The organism is Marivirga salinae, from assembly GCF_030503855.1.
Lineage (GTDB): Bacteria > Bacteroidota > Bacteroidia > Cytophagales > Cyclobacteriaceae > Marivirga > Marivirga salinarum.
This window is the reverse complement of sequence record NZ_CP129971.1, coordinates 2,948,442-2,970,141: the sequence shown is the minus strand read 5'-3', so window position 1 is coordinate 2,970,141 and position 21,700 is coordinate 2,948,442. Positions and strand designations below refer to the sequence as shown.

22 protein-coding genes are annotated in these 21,700 nt (G+C 33.8%); 4 read left to right on the top strand and 18 right to left on the bottom strand.

The window, feature by feature from the left end:
- Window positions 1-215: 215 nt before the first annotated feature.
- The 10 genes from QYS49_RS12485 to QYS49_RS12440 form a co-directional block, all read right to left on the bottom strand.
- Complete coding sequence (locus QYS49_RS12485) at window positions 216-2,330, bottom strand: acetate--CoA ligase family protein (RefSeq protein ID WP_308347685.1); 2,115 nt, start codon at window positions 2,328-2,330, stop codon at window positions 216-218.
- Window positions 2,331-2,387: 57 nt separating this feature from the next.
- Window positions 2,388-2,765 (bottom strand): phosphomannose isomerase type II C-terminal cupin domain, encoded by a 378-nt coding sequence (locus QYS49_RS12480; RefSeq protein ID WP_308347683.1) that lies wholly within the window; start codon window positions 2,763-2,765, stop codon window positions 2,388-2,390.
- A 589-nt stretch (window positions 2,766-3,354) separates the two neighbouring features.
- Entirely contained in the window at window positions 3,355-3,879 is a 525-nt protein-coding gene (locus tag QYS49_RS12475) for a DsrE/DsrF/DrsH-like family protein (RefSeq protein WP_308347681.1), read from the bottom strand.
- A gap of 18 nt (window positions 3,880-3,897) precedes the next feature.
- A complete protein-coding gene (locus QYS49_RS12470) occupies window positions 3,898-4,209 on the bottom strand; it encodes a TusE/DsrC/DsvC family sulfur relay protein (RefSeq protein ID WP_308347680.1) in 312 nt (103 codons plus the stop codon).
- Between the two features lie 15 nt (window positions 4,210-4,224).
- Window positions 4,225-5,517: a type III sulfide quinone reductase, selenoprotein subtype gene (gene sqr / locus QYS49_RS12465; RefSeq protein WP_308347678.1), complete on the bottom strand. Its 1,293-nt coding sequence runs from the start codon at window positions 5,515-5,517 to the stop codon at window positions 4,225-4,227.
- A 284-nt stretch (window positions 5,518-5,801) separates the two neighbouring features.
- The gene (locus QYS49_RS12460; protein WP_308347675.1) at window positions 5,802-7,043 is read right to left on the bottom strand and encodes an NAD(P)/FAD-dependent oxidoreductase; all 1,242 of its coding nucleotides are present in this window, start codon (window positions 7,041-7,043) and stop codon (window positions 5,802-5,804) included.
- 65 nt (window positions 7,044-7,108) lie between these two features.
- Window positions 7,109-8,005, bottom strand: a complete 897-nt coding sequence (locus tag QYS49_RS12455; RefSeq protein WP_308347673.1) for an MFS transporter — start codon at window positions 8,003-8,005, stop codon at window positions 7,109-7,111.
- Window positions 8,006-8,085: 80 nt separating this feature from the next.
- The gene (locus QYS49_RS12450) at window positions 8,086-8,337 is read right to left on the bottom strand and encodes a hypothetical protein (protein ID WP_308347671.1); all 252 of its coding nucleotides are present in this window, start codon (window positions 8,335-8,337) and stop codon (window positions 8,086-8,088) included.
- Between the two features lie 184 nt (window positions 8,338-8,521).
- Entirely contained in the window at window positions 8,522-9,265 is a 744-nt protein-coding gene (locus QYS49_RS12445; RefSeq protein WP_308347669.1) for an outer membrane beta-barrel protein, read from the bottom strand.
- A 130-nt stretch (window positions 9,266-9,395) separates the two neighbouring features.
- On the bottom strand, window positions 9,396-11,855 hold the full coding sequence (locus QYS49_RS12440) for a glycoside hydrolase family 3 N-terminal domain-containing protein (RefSeq protein WP_308347667.1): 2,460 nt from the start codon (window positions 11,853-11,855) through the stop codon (window positions 9,396-9,398).
- Between the two features lie 126 nt (window positions 11,856-11,981).
- Between QYS49_RS12440 and QYS49_RS12435 the strand changes: the two genes are divergently transcribed.
- Both QYS49_RS12435 and QYS49_RS12430 read left to right on the top strand, forming a co-directional pair.
- Entirely contained in the window at window positions 11,982-12,725 is a 744-nt protein-coding gene (locus QYS49_RS12435) for an NUDIX hydrolase (RefSeq protein ID WP_308347666.1), read from the top strand.
- A 94-nt stretch (window positions 12,726-12,819) separates the two neighbouring features.
- Complete coding sequence (locus QYS49_RS12430) at window positions 12,820-14,850, top strand: glutamine--tRNA ligase/YqeY domain fusion protein (protein WP_308347664.1); 2,031 nt, start codon at window positions 12,820-12,822, stop codon at window positions 14,848-14,850.
- Between the two features lie 91 nt (window positions 14,851-14,941).
- Here QYS49_RS12430 and QYS49_RS12425 read toward each other — a convergent pair whose 3' ends face one another.
- Together QYS49_RS12425 and QYS49_RS12420 are read right to left on the bottom strand one after the other, a co-directional pair.
- A complete protein-coding gene (locus tag QYS49_RS12425; RefSeq protein WP_308347663.1) occupies window positions 14,942-15,196 on the bottom strand; it encodes a hypothetical protein in 255 nt (84 codons plus the stop codon).
- A gap of 131 nt (window positions 15,197-15,327) precedes the next feature.
- The gene (locus QYS49_RS12420) at window positions 15,328-15,801 is read right to left on the bottom strand and encodes a pyrophosphohydrolase domain-containing protein (RefSeq protein WP_308347662.1); all 474 of its coding nucleotides are present in this window, start codon (window positions 15,799-15,801) and stop codon (window positions 15,328-15,330) included.
- Between the two features lie 132 nt (window positions 15,802-15,933).
- Here QYS49_RS12420 and QYS49_RS12415 point away from each other — a divergent pair, with 132 nt between their 5' ends.
- Window positions 15,934-16,275, top strand: a complete 342-nt coding sequence (locus tag QYS49_RS12415) for a zinc ribbon domain-containing protein YjdM (protein WP_308347660.1) — start codon at window positions 15,934-15,936, stop codon at window positions 16,273-16,275.
- A 3-nt stretch (window positions 16,276-16,278) separates the two neighbouring features.
- Here the strand turns inward: QYS49_RS12415 and QYS49_RS12410 are convergent, their stop codons facing one another.
- Genes QYS49_RS12410 through QYS49_RS12395 form a run of 4 tightly spaced genes read right to left on the bottom strand, consistent with a single transcriptional unit; the run spans window position 16,279 to window position 19,566 of the window.
- Window positions 16,279-17,694 carry a glycosyltransferase family 2 protein gene (locus QYS49_RS12410; RefSeq protein WP_308347659.1) on the bottom strand — a complete coding sequence of 472 codons (1,416 nt, stop codon included), beginning with the start codon at window positions 17,692-17,694 and terminating at the stop codon, window positions 16,279-16,281.
- Window positions 17,695-17,697: 3 nt separating this feature from the next.
- Window positions 17,698-18,396: a HEAT repeat domain-containing protein gene (locus tag QYS49_RS12405; protein WP_308347657.1), complete on the bottom strand. Its 699-nt coding sequence runs from the start codon at window positions 18,394-18,396 to the stop codon at window positions 17,698-17,700.
- The gene (locus tag QYS49_RS12400; protein ID WP_308347655.1) at window positions 18,393-18,776 is read right to left on the bottom strand and encodes a response regulator transcription factor; all 384 of its coding nucleotides are present in this window, start codon (window positions 18,774-18,776) and stop codon (window positions 18,393-18,395) included. The genes QYS49_RS12405 and QYS49_RS12400 overlap by 4 nt, the downstream gene beginning before the upstream one ends.
- A complete protein-coding gene (locus QYS49_RS12395) occupies window positions 18,766-19,566 on the bottom strand; it encodes a YaiO family outer membrane beta-barrel protein (protein WP_308347653.1) in 801 nt (266 codons plus the stop codon). Before QYS49_RS12395 ends, QYS49_RS12400 begins: the two co-directional genes overlap by 11 nt.
- A gap of 207 nt (window positions 19,567-19,773) precedes the next feature.
- Here QYS49_RS12395 and QYS49_RS12390 point away from each other — a divergent pair, with 207 nt between their 5' ends.
- Window positions 19,774-20,280, top strand: a complete 507-nt coding sequence (locus QYS49_RS12390) for a GreA/GreB family elongation factor (protein ID WP_308347651.1) — start codon at window positions 19,774-19,776, stop codon at window positions 20,278-20,280.
- Window positions 20,281-20,330: 50 nt separating this feature from the next.
- Here the strand turns inward: QYS49_RS12390 and QYS49_RS12385 are convergent, their stop codons facing one another.
- Together QYS49_RS12385 and QYS49_RS12380 are read right to left on the bottom strand one after the other, a co-directional pair.
- The gene (locus QYS49_RS12385; protein ID WP_308347649.1) at window positions 20,331-21,251 is read right to left on the bottom strand and encodes a sensor histidine kinase; all 921 of its coding nucleotides are present in this window, start codon (window positions 21,249-21,251) and stop codon (window positions 20,331-20,333) included.
- Window positions 21,217-21,660: a hypothetical protein gene (locus tag QYS49_RS12380; RefSeq protein WP_308347647.1), complete on the bottom strand. Its 444-nt coding sequence runs from the start codon at window positions 21,658-21,660 to the stop codon at window positions 21,217-21,219. Before QYS49_RS12380 ends, QYS49_RS12385 begins: the two co-directional genes overlap by 35 nt.
- Between the last annotated feature and the right edge of the window lie 40 nt (window positions 21,661-21,700).

Here is a 21,700-nt window from a genome sequence, read left to right as displayed (position 1 = left end):
TTATGACTTAAATCACCAAAATCTATGATTTAAATCGAGAGCATAAATTATAAATATACACTAGGAGTTATATGTTTTATTGGCTCTGCTTTCCTCTAGGGTTGTTTCATTAAATCATCAATTTCTTAGGTCTACTGAGGGGATTTATTCAAAAATTAGAAATGACTGATTTTAGCTAGGTTATTGAATAGCATTATCAGGTTGGGATAGATAATTTATTTAATGAAGATTCTTGCATCAGCGACTAAAAGCTCTGTTTCAGAAGCAAATACAGGATTGAGATCTAATGAACTGATTTCTGGGAAATTATAAACTATATAGGATAATTTTAGCAGCAAATTTGCCAAGCCTTCTTTATTTACTGGAGGCTGAGATCTGTAACCTTCTAACAACTTGACCCCTTTTATTGAATTGATCATTTGAAGTGCTTTTGTTTTAGATAATGGAGCCATACCAAAAATTACATCCTGAAGAATTTCTACTTTGGTTCCACCCATCCCAAACATTATGGCATGCCCAAATCCTTCATGATACTTAATCCCCATTATTAACTCGACTCCATTTTTAACCATACTTTGGAGTACTACAGCTTGAAAGCGATCTGCTGACACACAAGTTGATATCTTACTAAAGGCTTCTATTAAGTCATTTTTGTTGGAGATATTCACAATTACACCTCCGATATCATACTTATGAATCACACCTTTTGCCAAAATTTTAGCAACCATTGGATACTTAATTTTACTAGTCTGAAGTGCCTCTTTTAAATTAGTTGAAACAGCATAAGGTGCTATTTCAAATCCAAATTCTTTTAATAAACTATAGCTTTGAATTTCATTAAAATAGCGTTCGCCTGCCTTTTTTAATTCATCTATCTGCTTTTTAATAGTCAAGTATTTCCTTTCAGCTAATTTTTTGGATGGGTTTAATTCTTCCGTTTGTGAATACTTTCCAAAGTTCGAATAATATGAAAGTGCCTTCACCGCTTGCTCAGGAAATTCATAATTTGGTAAATCATATTCATCAAACAATTTCATAACAGCATCATCTTGTACATTCGGAAAAACTGCTGCAATTGGTATATTCCTTTTTCTTGCTTTCTCTAAGATTGATTTAAGACTTTTCAGAATTTCTTCTCTTTTGGTCATAAACTGAGGTGTGCATATGACAAGTAACAAGTCAAAAGAATTTAACTTAATTAAATCTCTGAGGGTATCGCGATATCTATCAGCGGTTGCGTCACCTAATATATCAATAGGATTCTTTACAGATGCAGGTGGTGGAAGTAAAGTTTTTAATAGATGTTGTTCCTCTTCTAATAGTTCTGCAACTTTTAGATGATATTTCTCTGCACTATCCATTGCCATTATTCCCTGTCCACCTGCGTTGGTAACCACTAATAGTTTATCACCTTTAGGAACTGGCTGATTGGCCATGATCATCGCTGAATGGAACATTTCTTCCATCGTATTAACCCTTATCACACTGCAATCTTCCAGAAAATACGAAATCATTCCATCCTCTCCTGCCAATGAACCGGTGTGAGAAAGCGCTGCCTTTTTACCACTTTCACTTCGCCCAGATTTTAAAAGAATAATAGGCTTTCTATTTATTTTATTGTTTCTTTTTACGATTTCTCGAAAACGAATACCATCTGCAAAATTCTCGAGATATATTAATATGACCTTTGTTTGGATATCATTGTATAAATAGTCTATAAAGTCATTTTCATCCAAGGCAGATTTATTGCCAATGGTCACAAATTTACTGAATCCAATATCGTGCTTATCAGCAAATTCTAATGCGTGAATACCAATGGCGCCACTTTGAGAAATAAATGCAATATTACCTCTCGGTGGTATGGCTCTGGCAAAAGTGGCATTAAGACTAGTTTTTGGATCTGTATTGATAATGCCTAGACAATTAGGTCCTACAACCAATAAATCATGTTCGGAAATAAAATTTGATATCTGTTGCTCTAATATTTTACCACTTATTAATCCCGTTTCTTTAAACCCAGCTGAAATAATGATGATTGCTTTAATTCCTTTCTTTTGACAATCAGTTAATATTTCAGGAACAATAGGAGCAGCAACTGCAATAATTGCAAGGTCAATGGAATGATTTATTTCCTTTATATTTTGATAGGTTTTAACTCCAAGAATTTGCTTTGCATTAATGTTAACTGGAAAAACTTCACCCTTATAATCTGCGTCCAATATGTTTTTCAATAAAGCATAGCCTACTTTGTTGACTTTAGTAGAAGCACCAATAATGGCTATTTGTTTAGGATAGAATAATAATTCAAATTGTTTTTTTTTAAAGATCATCTGTTTCCTGCTTAACTAAAGTAAGTAACCATTTAAATACTTCTAAGGGAATGAATTTCACTCATTTTTGACTCTATTATATTTATCCTTAATTCTTACAATGTCATTTTCATCAAAATCACCAAATGCAATTTCTAAAATACAAGCTGGTTTACTTTCTGTAATAATTTGGTGATGTGTTAATTGTGGTATATAAAACTCATCGCCTTTATTGGCTGTCACTTTTTGATTTCCTATCAAAATAATTGGGCTTCCCTCTATAACTTTCCAAAACTCACTTCTTTTTAAATGGTATTGTAAACTAAGCTCAGCGTGAGCATCAACATTAATTAATTTAACCGTACACTTTTCATTATGCGTAAATTGCTCAAAATTACCCCAAGGTCTCTTTTCAGTATACTTATCCAGTTTGTTTTTTTCTAATTCGACTAACATGATTTTTTCCTTTATTTGATTCCTCAATAACACGAATAATTCACATAATGTCGATGATAAGAATTATCAAAAGTGTTGATATCCATCATCGCTTAAGATTTAAAAGCTTTATATCTTTATATCATCAAGCCAGAGATAAAAGGAAAGTCTTTAAGACTGGGTTAAATGAAATCCGGATTTCGGAAATCTTCCTTTTCAATTTAGGAAAGGATTTGGGAAGAATGAAGCTTTATTTAATCTGAATCTCATAAGCTAAAAGCTATTAAGATGAGTCCACAATAACTGTAACTTGACATATGGTAAATCTAAGGAAATACCATTTGAGGCGGGCGTTGATTGTAATCTAGATGCCCGTCTTCTGTTTTTATACCTCTCTTGTATAATTCTGTCTCTTTTCTATCTCAAAAATTGCCCTTTGATAAATATGATAACTAGAAAGGAGTTAATGCTATAAAATATAATTTAGCAAATCCCTTCGGAAAAGAATTTTATTTATTGAGGTCATAAATAGAAAAAGGGAAAGTGATTTCTTTCCCTTATAAAAGAACCTAATTTAAGACTTTATAATATGATTAGGTATCAGAAACAATCAAATAAACACCATGTGGGTACCTTCTCCCTCAGCCAGTTCGTACATTTGGCCAACGGTAATGATATCATTAACCTCAGGAATAAAGTCCTCTTTTTTAAGATGGAACATATCTGCTGCCAATTTACAAGCGTATATTTCACCCCCACCGGCTTCAATCATTTCAAAAAATTCTGTTACGGGTGGAATGTCTAATTTATCCATCTCTTTTTTCATCATGGATGAAGCAAGTGCCTCAAAACCAGGTAAGCCACCAATCATAGTAGGTAATCCTCTCATAAAAGCTGGGTTTCCCACTGTGGCAGTATGGAGGTGATCTGCTTTTTTCTTTGTAATGGCGTCAAGTCCAAAAAAGGTGAAGAACATTTTAGCTTCTTTTCCTTCCGCCAAAGCACCATTAGCCATTATAAGAGCAGCATAAACATCCTCTAATGTGCCTCTGGCACAGATGACCAATATTTTTTTTACTTCTTTTTTCTCTTTAGCAACCACTTTATTTGCGGTCATTTCTTTAACGACTTCCATGACTATTTCTTTAAAGGGTTAAACACAACTTACGGGTTTTGGAATCCCTGCTATTTTACTAGATATCTTTAATGGTCCACCTGGGAAGAGTTTATAAAATTCTTTGATGTCCACAATTCCAGATTTTCCCACTTTACGAATTGTAAGTGGTACTTCCTCTGCATACTTATTTCTTAAGAAATGCAAAACTTCAAAATGCTTCTCACTAAGGTCTATATTTTGCTGCTTAGCCATTTCTACAGCTATATCTTCATTCCATTGAGATGGATCTGTGAAATAACCTTCTTCATTTACCTTAATTGCTGATTTGTTGATTGTTAATGTGTCCATGGTCTTGATATTTTGTTATAATAAAACTTCCTCTTGTTGAGGCTCTTCTTTCTCTTTATTTTCTTCTTTCTTAGGAGCTTTTTTCCCTGTCATACTCATATTGGTACTAACCGGTAAGGATTTACCTGTTAATAACATATGCCAATAGATCCATTTAAAGGCTAATTTTCCCATATGGTTAATTCTAGTTTCTTTCAATAGGCCCATTGGTCCTAAAACTGGTATAGGAAATTGCCCAGGCAATGGCTCAGTAGTATAATTAAAATCAATTAATGCAGCTTTTCCGAAGCCTGTTTCAATAAAGCAGTTTGCATGTCCATCAAACTTGGCTTCCAAAGGTTTGCCGTTAATAAAACTCAAGATATTTTCTATCAAAATCTCCCCTTCAAAGTGCGTTACTGATCCTGCTTTAGAAGTCGGTAAGTTAGTGGCATCTCCAATCACAAAGATGTTTTCATGTTGCTTATGCTGAAGAGTTTCTTTATTAGTTGGGATAAAGTTCAAATCATCCTCATCGCTCATATTACTATTTGCGACCATATCAGCGCCCATATTAGTTGGAATGCTTACTAGCAAATCAAATTCCACTTCCATGCCATCATAAGAGACTATTTTCTTAAGGTCATTGTCAACATGCTCCAAATAAAAATCAGGAACTACATGAATATTCTTTTTCTCCATGAGCTGACTTAACATTTTGGTTGCTATCGGTTTGGTGAAAGCACCAGAAAGAGGTGTCACATAATTTATCTCTACTTTATCTCTTATGCCTTTTTCAGTGAAATATGCATCCGCTAAAAAAGCAAACTCCAAAGGCGCTACTGGGCATTTTATGGTCGTTTCTGCTAAGTTGATAACCAATTTACCACCTTTCCAATTTTCCAATTTCTTCGCTAGTAAACTGGCTCCTTCGAAAGTATAGAAATCAAATATATCCTTATACCATAATGGTCCCATTAAGCCTTCTGTTTCACTAGGAACTGGAGTGGTGCCTGTTGCTACTATTAAAACATCATAAGTTAATACCTCACCACTTTTAAGAATAACCTTATTGTCATCTCCATTTATTTTGTCAACTTCATCTATAATAAAATGAGTACCTGCCGGAAAAAACTCCTTTCTGCTTTTTACAACATCTTTAGGTTTATAAATACCAAAAGGAATGAACAAAAATCCTGGTTGATAATAATGAGTATCATCTTTGTCAATAATGGTTATTTCCCATTCCTTTTTATCTAATTTCTTGTCAAGCTTATTGAGCATCATTGTGCCCGCTGTGCCTGCCCCAAGTATTAATAGCTTTTTCATTTTGAATAGATTTAAAAGGTTTAGTTTTACTTTTTATTGCATAAAGTAAGTAAAATAACTCCATCTAAATAATGATGTAAAATACTGTAGAACAATGACTTATATCATATTTTTCAGCAATCTACAATATATACGGAAGATTAAAACAGATTATTATCAGAGTGGATTACCAAAAGTAAATGCCTTTATTATCAAAAAACAAAAGAAGCATATAAATTAACAATTAAGAGATAATTATCTCCTTGCAAAAAAAGTAGATTATCGATAATTAAGAGTTTTAAGGATCAAATGCGCTCACCAAACAAAAGCTTCACATAAAACCTCGGCTTCAGCAACTCCTTTTTTAAGTCCACATTATCAAGCATGGAAGTTAAAAGTGTTCGAACTGAGGAATTGCTATTTGCTTTATTAACCACAAAATCGAAGAGTTTGGGGTATCGAAGTAGCATCTGAATCCTTCGGCTAATGCGCAATTCATTCCACATTTTATGGTAAATCATCTTATCATATTCCCTAAGTAAATCAGCAGTAAAGTTTTGATTTTCAAATGCTTTAATGATATACTCAGACGCAATTCTTCCACTCCTTAATGCATTGCCAATTCCTTCTCCGGTAAAGGGATCTATCAAGCTGGCAGCATCTCCCAATAATAAAAAGCGCTCTCCTGAAAGTGGTCTCTTTTTCGAACCTATTGGCAAACCAAACCCTTGAGGTTTTTCTAATGAATTGGCATTTTTAAAGCGTTCTTTTAAATCAGGTTTTGATTGAATTAGGTCATTTAAGGCCTTTTTCAAGTCTAATTTTCTTTTGCTTACTTCGCTGGATAACATTCCCAATCCCACATTGGCTTGTCCATTGGGTAATGGAAAGATCCAAAAATAGCCAGGCAATAGTTCTTTATAAAAATGAAGTTCGATATGATGATTAGCATGAAAACCTGTAACGCCTTCATAATATTGACGAATTCCAGCACAATAGTGATCTTTTTCTACTTTGATGTTACCTAATTTTCTGTTCACGATGGAATGTGCACCATCTGCACCTATTATCATTTTCGCAGTCAGTTGCCTTTGGTCTGTTTTTAACTCAATTCCATATGACTCACTTTTAATATCCATCACTTTTTCACCTTGAAAAATCTCAATATTTGGCTGGTTTTCAATTTGCTGAAAAAGAAAATGATCAAAATCTATTCTTTTACTGATGTAGCCGGCAGCATTGCCGTGATTCGGATTTTGGTAGTTGATATCCAGGAATGAATGGTTAGGGGCTACAAAACGAACACCGTGAGAATAAATTTTCTGAGCAAATCTTTCAAACTTTTCACCCAAAGACTGATCCATTCTATAAAATTGATTCACCACATCAGCACTTAATGCATCGCCACAAATTTTATCACGAGGAAATGTAGCATGATCAATTATGGCAATTTTCAGATTCTGATTTCTTAACTGATAAGAACAGGCAAAGCCAGCTGGCCCTGCTCCTACTATTATGATGTCGAAATCAATATTTAAATCATTCATATTAAAAATCCTGAAAAATTGAGAGTATTAATCTAATAAAAGTTGGTTGATAAAGGTATGACCACTCAATTTAAATACTTTTTTTCTTCTTCAAGGATTTTGTTCATTCTTTTAACAATTTGATCTAATTCTATTGAGCTTATATTTAATAATTTCATTAGATTTTTCTTTTTTTCTTCAGAAGTTTCTAATTCAATTAAATTTAATAGACCTAACATTCTAGCCAATGGTGCACGCACTTCATGGGAGTTCATGTGGACGTATTTAGTAATTCTTTTAAGTTGTTGATTAACAATTTGTGTACGCTCTTCTACTATATTTTCTAAGTTGGAATTTAATTCTAATAATTTATCATTAGCATTGGATAGTTCCTGTGTCCGCTCATTTACAATTTTCTCGAGATTTTTATTATTGCTTTCCAACTTTCGTCTAAAGTTCATTTGAACCAAATAAATAGAACTAACAAAAGCAGTTGCAATCATCTCGAGAGTTCCGGAAATAAAGATAGATTTATAAGAAGGTAAAAATGATACATCCTGGTTAAAACCAAACATCCAATAGGTGAAAATTAACATAGGATACAATAAAATGCAGTAGTAAATAAGAGCATTAAAAAACCAAATGAAGCCTAATTTTATTGCCTTAAAATCAAACTTTTTGATCCATTGATAGACATACCAAAAGATAATTAAGGGAACGACATGCATCAAAAAAACAGGAATTAACCTAAGCTCTAATGGCAACCCTAAAAGAGTAAGAATACAAAGTAAAACTATATATAGAGGATTTCTTAGGTGAAAAATAGCTATCAAAAGTGGGACTTCTCTTAAATCACTATAGCTTCCTTCAAAGCCGGGTGTATCAATTGTAATTAATCCTAAAACTGCGGAAAGCAATCCAAATATTATTGTAATAAATAAATCTGAATGCTTTTCAAAAAACTTAAGCTTGAGTTCTGTCATCTACATTAATATTCGAATAATTACATATTTATTAATATAGGTAAATATATTTATAAATAGAAAATTAGGATAAAATTGATTCAACTCACCCTACTTTCCGAATACAAATCATAAGCAGCCACTAACGATTCTCTACCAGTGGAGCTTTCATAGCGTTCGTATTTGTAAATGCTCTCTCTTTCTTCTTCATAAACAGCTTGGTAAGCATCATCGTAATTATCCCAGATAATCAACATGTATTTATAGCCAATTTTGCTGGCTCTACCTGTTTCAAGCCAACCTTCAAAAACTGATTCTTCCAATGGTTTTGGAAATGATGCCCCGTTAAACATAATGCTTTTAAATATTTGTAAAGCTTAAAATTAATGGGTTATGTTGAGTTATAGCTAATGATTTAAATTTAATTTAATAAAATTTGAAAATGGACTTATTGAGAGTCCTCTAATCATTACCAAAGTCAATGCGAAATTAACTATTATAAACTGCAGACCGATTAACTAGACTTAATCAATCAAATTAACCAGCATTCAAATGAAATCTTAACCCAATATTAACACTTAAATAACTTCCTTGATGAAAAATACTTGCCTCTCGCTCAGGCTCATTTTTATATTGATACTGAATATCAGTCTGTCTAAGGTCAGTAAACCCTCTATTGTAGGTGAAAGTGGAATACATATTAAATTTTGGACTGATTTGGAAATCAAATCCAGTTTCAACCGATGCAGTTAGATAATATTTATGATAATAAGTATTTTGAGTACTTACTGAATATAAACGATCTCCATTTATGGTGGAACTACCTTGGCTTCCATCAATGGTAGAAGTAGTTCCAACTTGAGCTGGGTTAGTAACACTTAATTGAACTCCCAGACTAGTAGTGGCAAATAACCAATCACTAAAAAGTGGGATTCTTACTCTTGTTCTAATAGGAATGTGATAGTATTCGCCTTCGTATGTCCCTTCACTAACCGATCCGTGATCACTGAAAACTAAGGAAAAACCACTTTTTACAGGATGAATTGCAATTCCAGTTTCCAAACTAAAAATTGAATTTAATTCATATCCCGCAATAAAAGTCGCTCCTGGAGGAGCTATTAATCTGAAAATGGGTGGGCCAGCTGAATTGCCTTCATCCGTAACTTGATAAAGGTCATAATTGAAATTACCTTCAGTTGAAATGTAAAATTTGGATTGTGAATTTGCCTTAAAGGCAAAAAGACTTACGGATATGCTTAAAAATAAGGTGGCTGTTTTCATATTTCTCAGTTTTAATTCATAATTAACTCTCCAGTAAAGAAAATAGTATACACTAGCTGATCAAAATGAAAAAAGGCAGCACTCCAAAAGAGTAACTGCCCTTAAACCAACCTATGAAAAATTAAACAATCTATTGTCTCATAATTTCTATTTCCCTATTTGGTGTCATTGCTTTATTTACGGTTTCCACTGTGATATCTTCACTTACACTTATCTGATCAGTTAATTTAATATCTTGTGAAGAAGCCCCTATTCTAATTGTATATTCTCCAGCTTCAACTAACCATCTTGAATTAGTTTCATCAAAGGATGCTAAATCTTTCGCATTTATTGTGAAGCTCAAGCTTTCACCAGCTTCAGGTTCCAATAATGATGTTTTTCCAAATGCTATCAATTGAGATTCTGGTTTCTCCAATTTTTCCGTAGGAGCCTTTAGATAAACTTGAATTGCTTCTTTACCTGCAACTTGGCCTATGTTCTTAACATCAACCGTTATTTCCAATTGATCAGTAAATGAATCGGTGCTTAATTGTAAATTACTGTACTCAAATGAAGTATAGGATTTTCCATAGCCGAATTCATAGGAAACAGGAACATCAAAAGTCTGATAATAACGATATCCAACATAAATATCTTCTTCATAAACCACTTCCCATGGCTCTCTTTTCATAAATGAAAATCCTGATTCGTCCTTTTTATCATCGGTCTCTCCTTTTACACTATTGCCGGGAAAGTTTTCAACTGTTGGTGCATCCTCATAAGAATTTGGAAAGCTAGTTGCTAATTTACCTGATGGATTAACCTTTCCGCTTAATATATCTACTACAGAATTCCCAGCTTCTTGTCCTGGCAACCATGAACATAAAATGGCATCAGGAACATTCTTCCAGCTAGCAGTTTCAATCACACCCGCAATATTTAAAATCACTATTGCTTTTTTCCCTTCAGCATGAAAAGCCTCAGTAACCACTTTAATTAATGATTTTTCTTTATCATTTAAATAGAAATCTCCGGCTTCAGGCTTTCTGTCATCACCCTCTCCTGCATTTCTACCGATGGTAATAAGAGCTATATCAGAATTGGAAGCCATTTTCTTCGCAATATTTTCATCTAATTCCATTTCAGGAAGTGGTTGCTTTCCACCTAATAAGGCGGTCAAGAAATTTTCTGGCGGTGGTTGGTTCGCTCTTGTCTCTTTTATATAACTTGTATATATATCTTGTAATTCACTATCTACTTGATAATCTGCATTTTGAAGACCTTCAATTAAGGAAACGGTATAAGCTTCATTTACATCACCACTACCAGTTCCTCCAGAAATGAAGTCATAAGAATTAGCCCCAAAGGCTGCTATATTTTTAACAGAAGAACTAAAAGGAAGTGCTTTATCTTTATTTTCAAGTAAAATCATACCGTCTGAAGCAGCTTGACGAGTTAAAGTAGCATGAGCTTCTAAATCTGGTTTATTTGAATTTTGGTAATCACTAAATCTCGGGGTTCTTAACATAACGGAAAGAATTCTTCTAACATTGGTGTCTAAAATGCTTTCTTCCAATTCTCCATTCTCCACAGCAGCAATTACAGCCTGAATTTGTTCAGGAGAGCCTGGCTGGATCATATCATTACCTGCTTTCAATTGAGCTACAATATCACTTCCACCTCCCCAGTCTGTCATTACATATCCATCAAAACCCCATTCATCTCTTAAAATTGTGGTCAATAATTCAGGGTCTTCTGATGTATAAACCCCATTTACTTTATTATAAGAAGACATCACCGTCCATGGTTGACTTTCTTTTACCGCTATCTCAAAACCTTTCAAATACATTTCCCTTAAAGCTCGTTCGCTTAAGATTGTATTTACAGATAAACGATTGGTTTCCTGATTGTTAACTGCATAGTGTTTAATCGATGTACCCACTCCATTCGATTGGATTCCGTTTACCATAGCAGCTGCCATTTTACCAGTCACCAATGGGTCTTCAGAATAATATTCAAAATTTCTACCGTTTAACGGATCACGTTGTAAGTTCAAACCTGGTGCTAACAGAATATCCGCTCCATATTCCAATACTTCCTCTCCTATTGCTTGTCCAATATTCTCGATTAGTTTTGTATCCCAAGTGGAAGCTAAAACAGTTGCTATCGGAAATGCGGTGGCATAGAAAGTGCCTTCTTTTCCTTCTCTTACTGGTGATATTCTCAATCCAGCAGGGCCGTCAGCCAAAGTTTGACTAGTGATGCCATATTTTGGAAATTCAGCTGTCACGCCAGCCGTCCCAGGTAAATATTGTCGTATTCTAGTTACCATCTTTCCGTAGGCGGTAGTAGTGTCCAATTCTTTTCTAAGCCCTTCTGGAATCATGGCTTTTATAGAATCCGGTAATGGCAAATACATCCCCGTTCCTACTACTAATTGAGCCTTTTCTTCAACTGTCATTTTTTCAATTACAGATGAAACATCGAATTCGCTTTTATTCCCGTCCTTTTCAGATGTTTGACATGAAAACAATATCCCACCAAATATTACCAAAAGTAATATCCTGTAGATAATCATGTTCTTTTTAATTTTTAACATTCTATTCTCCATAGCCGTGATCTTAAAGTATTCAATTAAATAATTATGATAAATTTGAGTTAATATTATGAATACATATTCTAATGTGTCAATATTACACAATAGTAATAAAATCTAATCAGGATTTAAATTATTTACATGGATTTTTCAAATTTTCTTCATTCGGTATCAATAGATTGCGTGGTTTTTGGATTTCATCAAAATGAATTAAAGGTGTTACTTCTAAAATTAAAACATCTTGATTTATGGGCTTTACCAGGCGGTTTTATAAAGAATAATCAAAGTGCATCTTTGGCTGCAGATGTCGTGTTAAAAGACAGAACTGGTCTTGAGAATATATATCAGCAACAATTTCATGTATTCACAAATCCTGACAGATCCAATACACATCATATTGAGCATTTAATCAAGAAGGAAGTGTTGGATAAAGATTCCCTAGCTTGGTTTCAAAATCGTTTTATATCCATTGGATTTTATGCTTTGGTTGAATATTCTAAAGTGAATAAGCCTAAACCAGATTTTATATCAGAAAAATGTGAGTGGGTTTCAATTGATAAATTGCCTGATCTTATGTTGGATCATCAGGAAATTATAAATGAAGCTTATAAAAAGCTTCAGCAGGATCTTTATCAAAAACCGATAGGCATCAATCTTTTGCCTGAAAAATTCACAATGCCCGAATTCCAGGCTTTGTATGAAACAATCCTTCAAAAAAAGATAGATAGGAGAAATTTCAGGCGGAAAATGTTGAGCTTAGATATATTGATTGATACTAATGAAAAAAGAATGGGATCCAGCAATAGAGCACCAATTGTCTATAAGTTTCATAAAAGCAACTATCATAAAGTATTGGAAGATGGGTTTAATGCAAACTTTTTTTAGTACGAGCCTATCATTGAAATGAAATATAAATACCCCAACACTCCTATTGCAATTGAATGCTTTTCAGCTAATTTTGCAACTCAATAGAATAAACATGAAGGAAGCATCAGAATCACTTAATTTTTTAGAACATATTATTGCGGAAGATTTAAAATCAGGATTATCGAAAGATAAACTGCGTTTTAGATTTCCACCAGAACCAAATGGCTATTTACACATTGGTCACGCTGCTTCCATTTGCCTCAATTTTGGATTAGGTGAAGATCATCAAGCTCCTGTAAATCTGCGTTTTGACGACACAAACCCAATCAAAGAAGAACAAGAATTTGTTGATTCTATCAAAAATGATATTGACTGGTTGGGCTTCAAATGGGCTAATGAATTATATACTTCTGATTACTTTCAACAGCTATATGATTGGGCAATAGAGCTAATCAAAAATGGTAAAGCTTATATTGATGGACAATCTCCTGAATTAATTGCTGAGCAAAAAGGGACTCCTACATCTCCCGGTAAACCTAGTCCGCATCGTGAACGACCAATCGAGGAGAACTTGGAGATCTTTGAGAAAATGAAAAATGGGGAGTTTGAAGCGGGTTCTTATGTATTAAGAGCTAAAATTGACATGGCTTCTCCAAATATGTTGATGCGCGATCCTTTGATGTATAGAATTATAAATAGGGCTCATCACAGAACTGGAACAGATTGGTGCATTTATCCAATGTATGATTGGGCACATGGTCAATCCGATTATATTGAGCAAATTTCACATTCTTTATGTACACTAGAATTTAAATCGCATAGAGAACTGTATGACTGGTTTTTAGATCAGATTTATGATGAAAACAAATTAAGACCAAAGCAAAGGGAGTTTGCCAGACGTAATTTAAGCTATACTGTGATGAGTAAGCGTAAATTATTGGAATTAGTGCAAACCAAAACCGTAGCAGGCTGGGACGATCCTCGAATGCCCACAATTTCAGGTTTGAGAAGAAGAGGTTATACGCCTGAATCAATCCGTAAATTCAGTGAGATTTCTGGAATCTCAAAAAGAGATAGCGTAACGGATGTTTCCCTTTTGGAATATGCCATTCGTGAAGATTTGAATAAAAGAGCAACACGTGCCATGGCGGTAATTGATCCTGTTAAATTGATCATTACCAATTATCCTGAAGGAAAAACAGAAATGCTTGAGGCTGAGAATAATCCAGAAATGGAGAATTCAGGTTCGCATGAAGTTCCATTTTCTAGGGAATTATACATTGAAAAAGAGGATTTTAAAGAAAATGCTGGTGGCAAATTTTTTAGGCTGACCATAGGTCAAGAAGTTCGATTGAAAAATGCTTATATCATCAAAGGAGAATCAGTTGTAAAGGATGATAAAGGCAATATAATTGAAATTCACTGTACCGCAGATTTAGATTCTCGTTCCGGAAGTGGAACAGAAGCAAGTATGCGAAAAGTGAAAGGAACTTTGCATTGGGTATCCATTCAGCATGCAATTAAAGCTGAAATCAGAGAGTACGACCGTTTATTTTTAGATGAAGCACCAGATGCACATGGTGAAAAGAGCTTTATGGAATTTTTAAATCCTGAATCTTTAAAAATAACCAATGAAGCTTATTTAGAGCCATTTTTGCAAGAAGCAAAGTTGGAAGATAAATTCCAGTTTCAGCGAGTGGGGTATTTTACTCTAGATAAAGATGCAACAGCGGATCACTTGATTTTCAATAAAACCGTAGGACTGAAAGATTCTTGGGCTAAAGCACAAACTAAGGAACAAACCCAAGCTCAACCTCAGCAACAAAAACAACAAGGTCAAGGCAGAAGTCCAATAAATGAAATTCAGAAAATCAGTAAGAAATATACAAATCTTTCAGGTGCAAAATTGGAATCAGCAAGAGCCGATATTGCTAAACTAGCGAAAGATGTTACTTATGATGAGCTGGAACCGCTATTTGGAACAGCCAAAAAGAAAGTAGGTACTAGAATTGGGGTTACTATTGCATTAGGTGTGTTGTTGAAAAAAGGCTTGGAAAGAAATGAAGCGATTAATACTTTCGTTCAAGCTGGTTTGGAAGATGATAATGAACTATTAGTGGAAGAAGCTAAAGCAATAGAATAGGTTAACCAAAGGCACAAAAGAATAAAGTATATAGCAATCTGGAGTGAATTCAGATTGCTATTTTTTATTCAAGTTCAGATTATCTTTCCAGTCAATCTTGAACCCAAGCAATTCGAACAATATCTTCAAGTTCAATTCTATAATTTCCCTGTCTGATATGTCCATGAACCAATAATGCAGGTGGCAATTCAGGAACGGTAACCATTTCGTATCGCTTTTCTTCAGTTTTATTCACTTCATGGCTGGATAATCTGACATCCATGATATTCCCTGATTTCTGAATCACTTGGATTTTAGCTCCTATTGGAATATTTTTAATGGCTTTTATTGCATCTTCTTTTGTCATGATTTAAGATTTTAAAATCATAACAAAAAAAAGGATGTGCTTGTTTTAATCAAACTGGATACATTTTTTAATGAAAACAGGTATAAGGAAGAAGTATTGAAATTGAAACACCATTCTTCATCCTACATCCATCACCCTTCGCCCCTCAAAATCCTCCCTAAGTCCACCTCAGAATAATTAATTGACTTCAAAGTCTTATTATCCGCTTTACGATAAACTAAATAAAAATCATCTTTCTTTTCGAAATAGGCTTCTTGATTTTGGGATTCAAAATGGTTTACGGTGGCTTGAGCTTCTTCTTTAAATCGGCATACTTTGCTCATATTGGACCTCTGTACTTCAGCAAATAAATCGGCAAACTTCTCTCCCATCCCAAATTCTAAAATGGCTCCTGCCAATACGTATTGCAAATCACATAAAGCATCTGCTGCTTCTACTACATCTTGATTTTCAACTGCTTCCTGTAATTCTTCTAATTCCTCCTTTAACAAATTTAAACGTAATTCTGCTCGATTTTTTGGTGGTATTTGTGGCTCAGATAAAATGGGGTGATTAAAAGTTCTATGGAATTTTGATACGGAATTAAGTGCTTCTGCTTCTTTCATTTTATTCGTTTTATGAGATTTTTAATTTACGAAGGTTGAATTTATGCTAATTGATTGAATTACCATATAATTTTTAATTCTCTTTTTATTTGAATAAAGAACTTAACTTTGCAGACTTAAAAAATAATAAACATGTCTAATAATTGCCCAAATTGTAAATCTCCTTACGCCTACCCTACTGATACTTTAATGATGTGTCCAGAATGTGGTCATGAATGGAATCCTGCAGAAGTTGAAACTGAATCCATCAATGATGATCGCCTACAAATAAAAGATGCAAATGGCAATGCATTAGAGGATGGGGATAGCGTGGTAATCATTAAAGATTTACCCGTGAAAGGTGCGCCAAAACCGATTAAAGCGGGCACGAAAGTAAAAAGTATTCGATTAGTTGAAGGTGATCATAATATTGACTGTAAAGTTCCAGGATTTGGTGCCATGGCATTAAAATCTGAATTTGTTAAAAAGGCATAGAAATTATGCCTTTTTAAATCCTTTTCTTTGTTGATCTCCCCAGCTTTTCTTTTTCAATATAAACTGATCAAAATTACCTTTGATTGCAGCCCAAACCGTTAAAGGATGATAAAATATAGGCTCTATTAAGGCTGTAAACATCAAAGTTAATAATGCTCTACCGCTACTATATTCCCTGTAGCTTATTTCTTCTATCCATAATGCCAAAAATGAAATAAGGACAGCATAACTATATACTAGTGTAAGCAATATATAAAAATGAGGCCAATTGATCCAACCTAATAGGGCCATCACTAAAAAGTAGAGGGCACCTAAAAATTCGATTATCGGAGCCAACCATTCATATAGGAACCAAAAAGGATAACTTAGCATCCCCATTAAGCCATACTTTTTGCGTAGAAATATTTTTTTGTGGCTTCTTAAGGTTTCTATTGTCCCTCGAGTCCAGCGATTTCTTTGCTTAAAAAATGAATTTGTTGACTCAGGTACTTCTGTCCAACAAAGCGGATCTGGCACATAGGCGACCTTATAAGGAATTTTTTGTTCCGCCATTCTTCTCCTCATTCTCACTACCAATTCCATATCTTCACCCACTGTTGAAGTGTCATAGCCTCCTACTTCAATTAGAAGTTTACGGTCAAACATGCCAAAGGCGCCAGATATAATCAATAAACCATTTAAATGACCCCAAGCCATTCTTCCTAAGAGAAATGCTCTGATATATTCAAGTGTTTGAAATCTGGCTAATTGATTTTTAGCTAATTTGACTTTGATTAACCTGCCATCTTCAATTTTACAGTCATTGGCAATTCTTACCACGCCACCAACTGCAATCACTCGATTTTTCGTTTCTTCTAAATAAGGTTTAACTAATTTTAATAGTGCATCTTCTTCAATCACGCAATCTACATCAATACAGGCCACTAATTCAGCATCAGAATTTGAAATACCAGCATTGAGCGCATCAGATTTACCACCATTTTTCTTGTCAATAACTGTTAATTTCTTAAATGCAGGATTAAGTGATCGGTAAACATTTTGAACCTCTTTATGAGGTAAATCAACACAATGAAGTCCATCAATAGCTTGCAAATCATATTCTGCAATCATTTTCTTCAAACTATCATCTTTGCTTCCATCATTAACAATGATGATATCATAATTATTATAGTGTAAATTTAGTAGTGAGCGGATATTGGCAACAATCGACAGCTCTTCATTATAAGCAGGAGCAATAATGCTGATTTTAGGAGCTATTGGTGATCTTAAGATATCATCAAAATAAACATGCTTCGTTTTTCTTATGTATTCCCGCATGGCAAAAAGCGAGATGACCGCCAACACTAAATAGAAAAGCATAATGCTGATAGCGTAGAAAAATATAGTATAATTAAAAAATTGACTTATTTCCTGATACATAAATTATTGATAAATAACTGAAAATCTTCCCAAATGAGAGGACAACTTTCTCATTGATGGGTTTCTTGAATTCTGCAATTTCTCTAATTCTTTGTTGCCTAATTTAAAAGGTGTTCTATGCAAAATAGATAAAATGGAAATATAAGTCCAAGATGACATTACGCCTATCTTATCTTCCATCTGCATTAATCCCTTACTCTTGCCAATTTCAACTATAGCTATTTTTGCTTGTCTTCGCACATTGGAATTATGATGCTCTAATAATGGTAGAATGTTTTTTGTATGCTTTTCTGAGCCCAAAACTGACAATTCAATAATAGCTTCCACGATCTTATCCCAATTTGTACTGTTTAAATTTTTAATGGAAAACTCTTCCAATTTAAAATCATCGTAAATAGCCTTTGCCCTCTCAAAATATTGCCCAGACAAATTGTAACCAATTGAGGTTAGTAAATCCACCAAGACTTGATGATCGTTATCAGATTTTAAAAACTTTTTAAGCTTAGAATATCCTGCTTTCTTTTTATCAGGATGATTCAAAATCATGGATAAAATTGACTGAAGTGTTTTTTCACGTTTATGATAATTTTTATCCCTTAAAATGAAAAATGATCTACTTATGCCTATTCCAAAAACTACAATTAGCAGAAAGATCAAAACAACGAAAATACAATAAATTAAAAATTGATCTCCAGTGTTCATGCAGATTGGCTTTGTTTTCGAAATACATTTTTAGCTCTGGCTACCATTTCATTTGGACTAAAAGGCTTATCGATAAAATCAGCAGCACCTAAAGAAAAAGCCTCCAATATCTTTTCTTCCAAATCCGCATCACTGATAATAATCATGGGGATTTGCTTGTCATTCGCCAATTTTAACAATTCGAAAGCACTTTTAAATGGTAATAACTCCTCAGCTATTATCAAGTCACACATTTTTTCTTGCATATAAGACTGCAATTCCAAACCATCCACCACAGTGGAGACTTTAAAATCCTTTTCCATGTCTAGCCTATCTTTTAAAACTTTCCTTAAAAGTTCGCTATGTTCTGCTAGTAAGATATGAAACACTTTATTTTCCATCTTTATATCTCTTAAATTCAAATGATAATTGAATACTATGCTGGTTTCGTTCAAAAAGTTCAAGCTGATAGCGAGCGTAAACATAGGACAACCTAAAAGCTGTACGTCCATAAAATTTACTTTGGAAATAGGTGCCAATATTCCATAAATAAGGATTATTGGTTGTACTGTTTAGTTGATCCGAAATAATAACCAAGGAATTATCATACCCATAAGAGCCGGAAACGGACAAATGCGATTTACCCTGTAAGTAATAGCGCCAGCTGTGTTGCAAGGAATAATTGTTAGGCCATTCATTTTGACTATCCCAAAAATATTGGGCTGTAAAATTTCCTAAAAAATTTCCGATATATCTCGACAAGCCTATTTGAGGCCCAAAAAACTGTGAATTATCGGGAAATACTAAGTAATGAAAGCCCGCATTCACTTCCCATAATCCTGCGGTATGATAATAAATAAAACGCAAATGGTTTTTTGACATAATTCTTCCTTCTGAAAGGCCTCCCTCTAATAATGCATAATCTTTATTTTTAAATTTTCTATAGATTGAAAGTTGACCAGCAATATCAGAAAGACTAAACCTATTAACCAATTGAATTTGTGGAATCCAAACGTATTTTGGGCCATCCGATTTTAAGGATAGTGAAAATTGATTCCAGTCATTAAAATCACGGTCAAAAAAATCTCTTTGGTAGGAAGCTGCAATACTATTTTCTCTATTTTCTTTTTGTGCCCAAGAGTTACAGGAAATTAGAAGGAATACTAAAAGTAATACTAATGGATTCTTCAAAATGATGATTTAGAAATAAATGATTTGAAATTAATAAAAAAAAAGTAGTTCTAAAAATCTATTGAGAGATATACGTTTGCACTTACTATTGTATAAAACTGATTAGAAAATTTAGCTTATATCACTAATGAACAACTTCTATAAACAGTCGTTAAAACAAGGGAAATCTTTAATTGTTTCAATACTTTCAAAACAAGGGAATTCATCATGAGCAGAGCATTTGTAAAAGAAGACGATCAGGAAGAAGCTCCATTTATACCACCAAGAGCTCCATTGCCCGAAGGTGAACCAAATTATGTTACCCCTGCAGGAAAGCAAGCACTATTAGATGAGAAAGCCATTTTAGAAAAAGATAAATCCGAAGTTAAGTCCATAGAGAAAGAACAAGATAGAAGGAGAAATATGGCCACCATAAATGGTCAACTTAAATTGCTAAAGGAAAGAATCAATTCAGCCAGAGTTTTAGATCCGACTGACCAACCCAAAAATGAAGTTCGATTTGGTGCAAAAGTAAAATTCAAAATGAATGGACGAGAACAAAGCTTTCAAATTGTAGGTGTGGATGAAGCTGATGTCAAAAAACAAAAGATTGCTTTTACTGCGCCTATTGCTAAAGCTTTAATTGGAAAGAAAAAAGGGGATAGTGGTGATTTTCAATTGGGTAAGGAGAAAAGGAGCATTGAGGTTTTGGAAATTGATTATTTAAATAGCTAGTATAAGCCTCCTGTATCTAGATTTGGCTCATCTCAAATTAATTTTGATTACTAATTTGCTAAAGGAAACTCCACTTTGAATATAGCGCCTTGTCTTTCAGGATTTCTCTCATACCAAACCTTTCCATTACTTAATTCAACATAGCGCTTCACTAAAGATAAACCCAAGCCTGTTGAACTTTCCCCCGCTGTTGGTCTTGGGCTCAGCTTTGAAAACTTTTTGAATAATTGATCTTCTTCTGAATAGTCAATTCCAGGTCCTTCATCCTTAATGCTAATTAGCAAATGACTATCTGAATTAGAAATATCTACTTCAATTTTTTTTCCTTCTTCCGAAAATTTAATAGCATTTGACAATAGGTTTTCAAAAATCAAATGAATATAAGTTTGATCTGCTTCAATTTGGGATTTCTTTGCGGCATCTACATAATAGATGCTGATCTGCTTTCTATTGGCTAATTCTTGCATATTTTGAATTAGTTCTAGCAGCAGTTCTTTAACATCAACTTTTGAAATATTACTCTTTGAGCTTTCATGTTCAGATCTATCCAATTCCAAAACCTTATTCACCAAATTTTCGGCATTAGTAGAAGATTGTAATAACAATTCTCTTATTTCTAACCTTCGTTCTTCCTCCGTTTCTAACTCTAAAAGTTTAACTAAGCCTTGAATATTTTTTAATGGGCTTCTCACATCGTGGGCTAATATTCGAATGACATAATTTTTATCATCTATCAAGGTGGTTAATTCTTCCTTTTGAGAGGCAATGATATTTTTTTGTTCGATCAACGTATTGTTCTGATTCGCCAATTTTTCCAGAGCAGCTGTTTGGGTAGATTGGAAAATATACGCTACTAAAAAGATAATCAATAACAAACCAGGCTGGACGAAAGTAATCCATAATGCCTCATCTGAAATTTTTAACTGATTTGGAAATTCAAAACCAGAGGTAGCGGCTGATTCCCATTCCAAGCATTACAGCAAAACTTATAATGCCCCAAAAAATGGCAGATTTTCTATTTACAACTAATAATGCTAAAATGGGGATAGAGATAATCCAAGGATAAATGGCTGAAAATATTCCTCCTGAGGCATAAGCTAGGATCATAACAGCAATACCTCCCACAAAAACATACAAATTGCCTATACCATTGATTGAAATCTTAAATTTCAGAAAGAAGGGTAATAATAGAAACCCTATAACATTAAATGCCATTAGCTTAACTCCTATATCAAAATCAAAAGTTAAACTTAAGACAAGATAGGTACTAGAAAACAGACTAGTTAAAAGTGAAGCTCTTATCAGTAACTTAGATTTTCTTAAGTTAACCCGGTTTTTCTTCCTGTCTTCTGTTAAAAAGAATTCAACTATCCCCCCCATTTTCAATTAATTATTAGCATTGCTTAAATCAATTTAATTA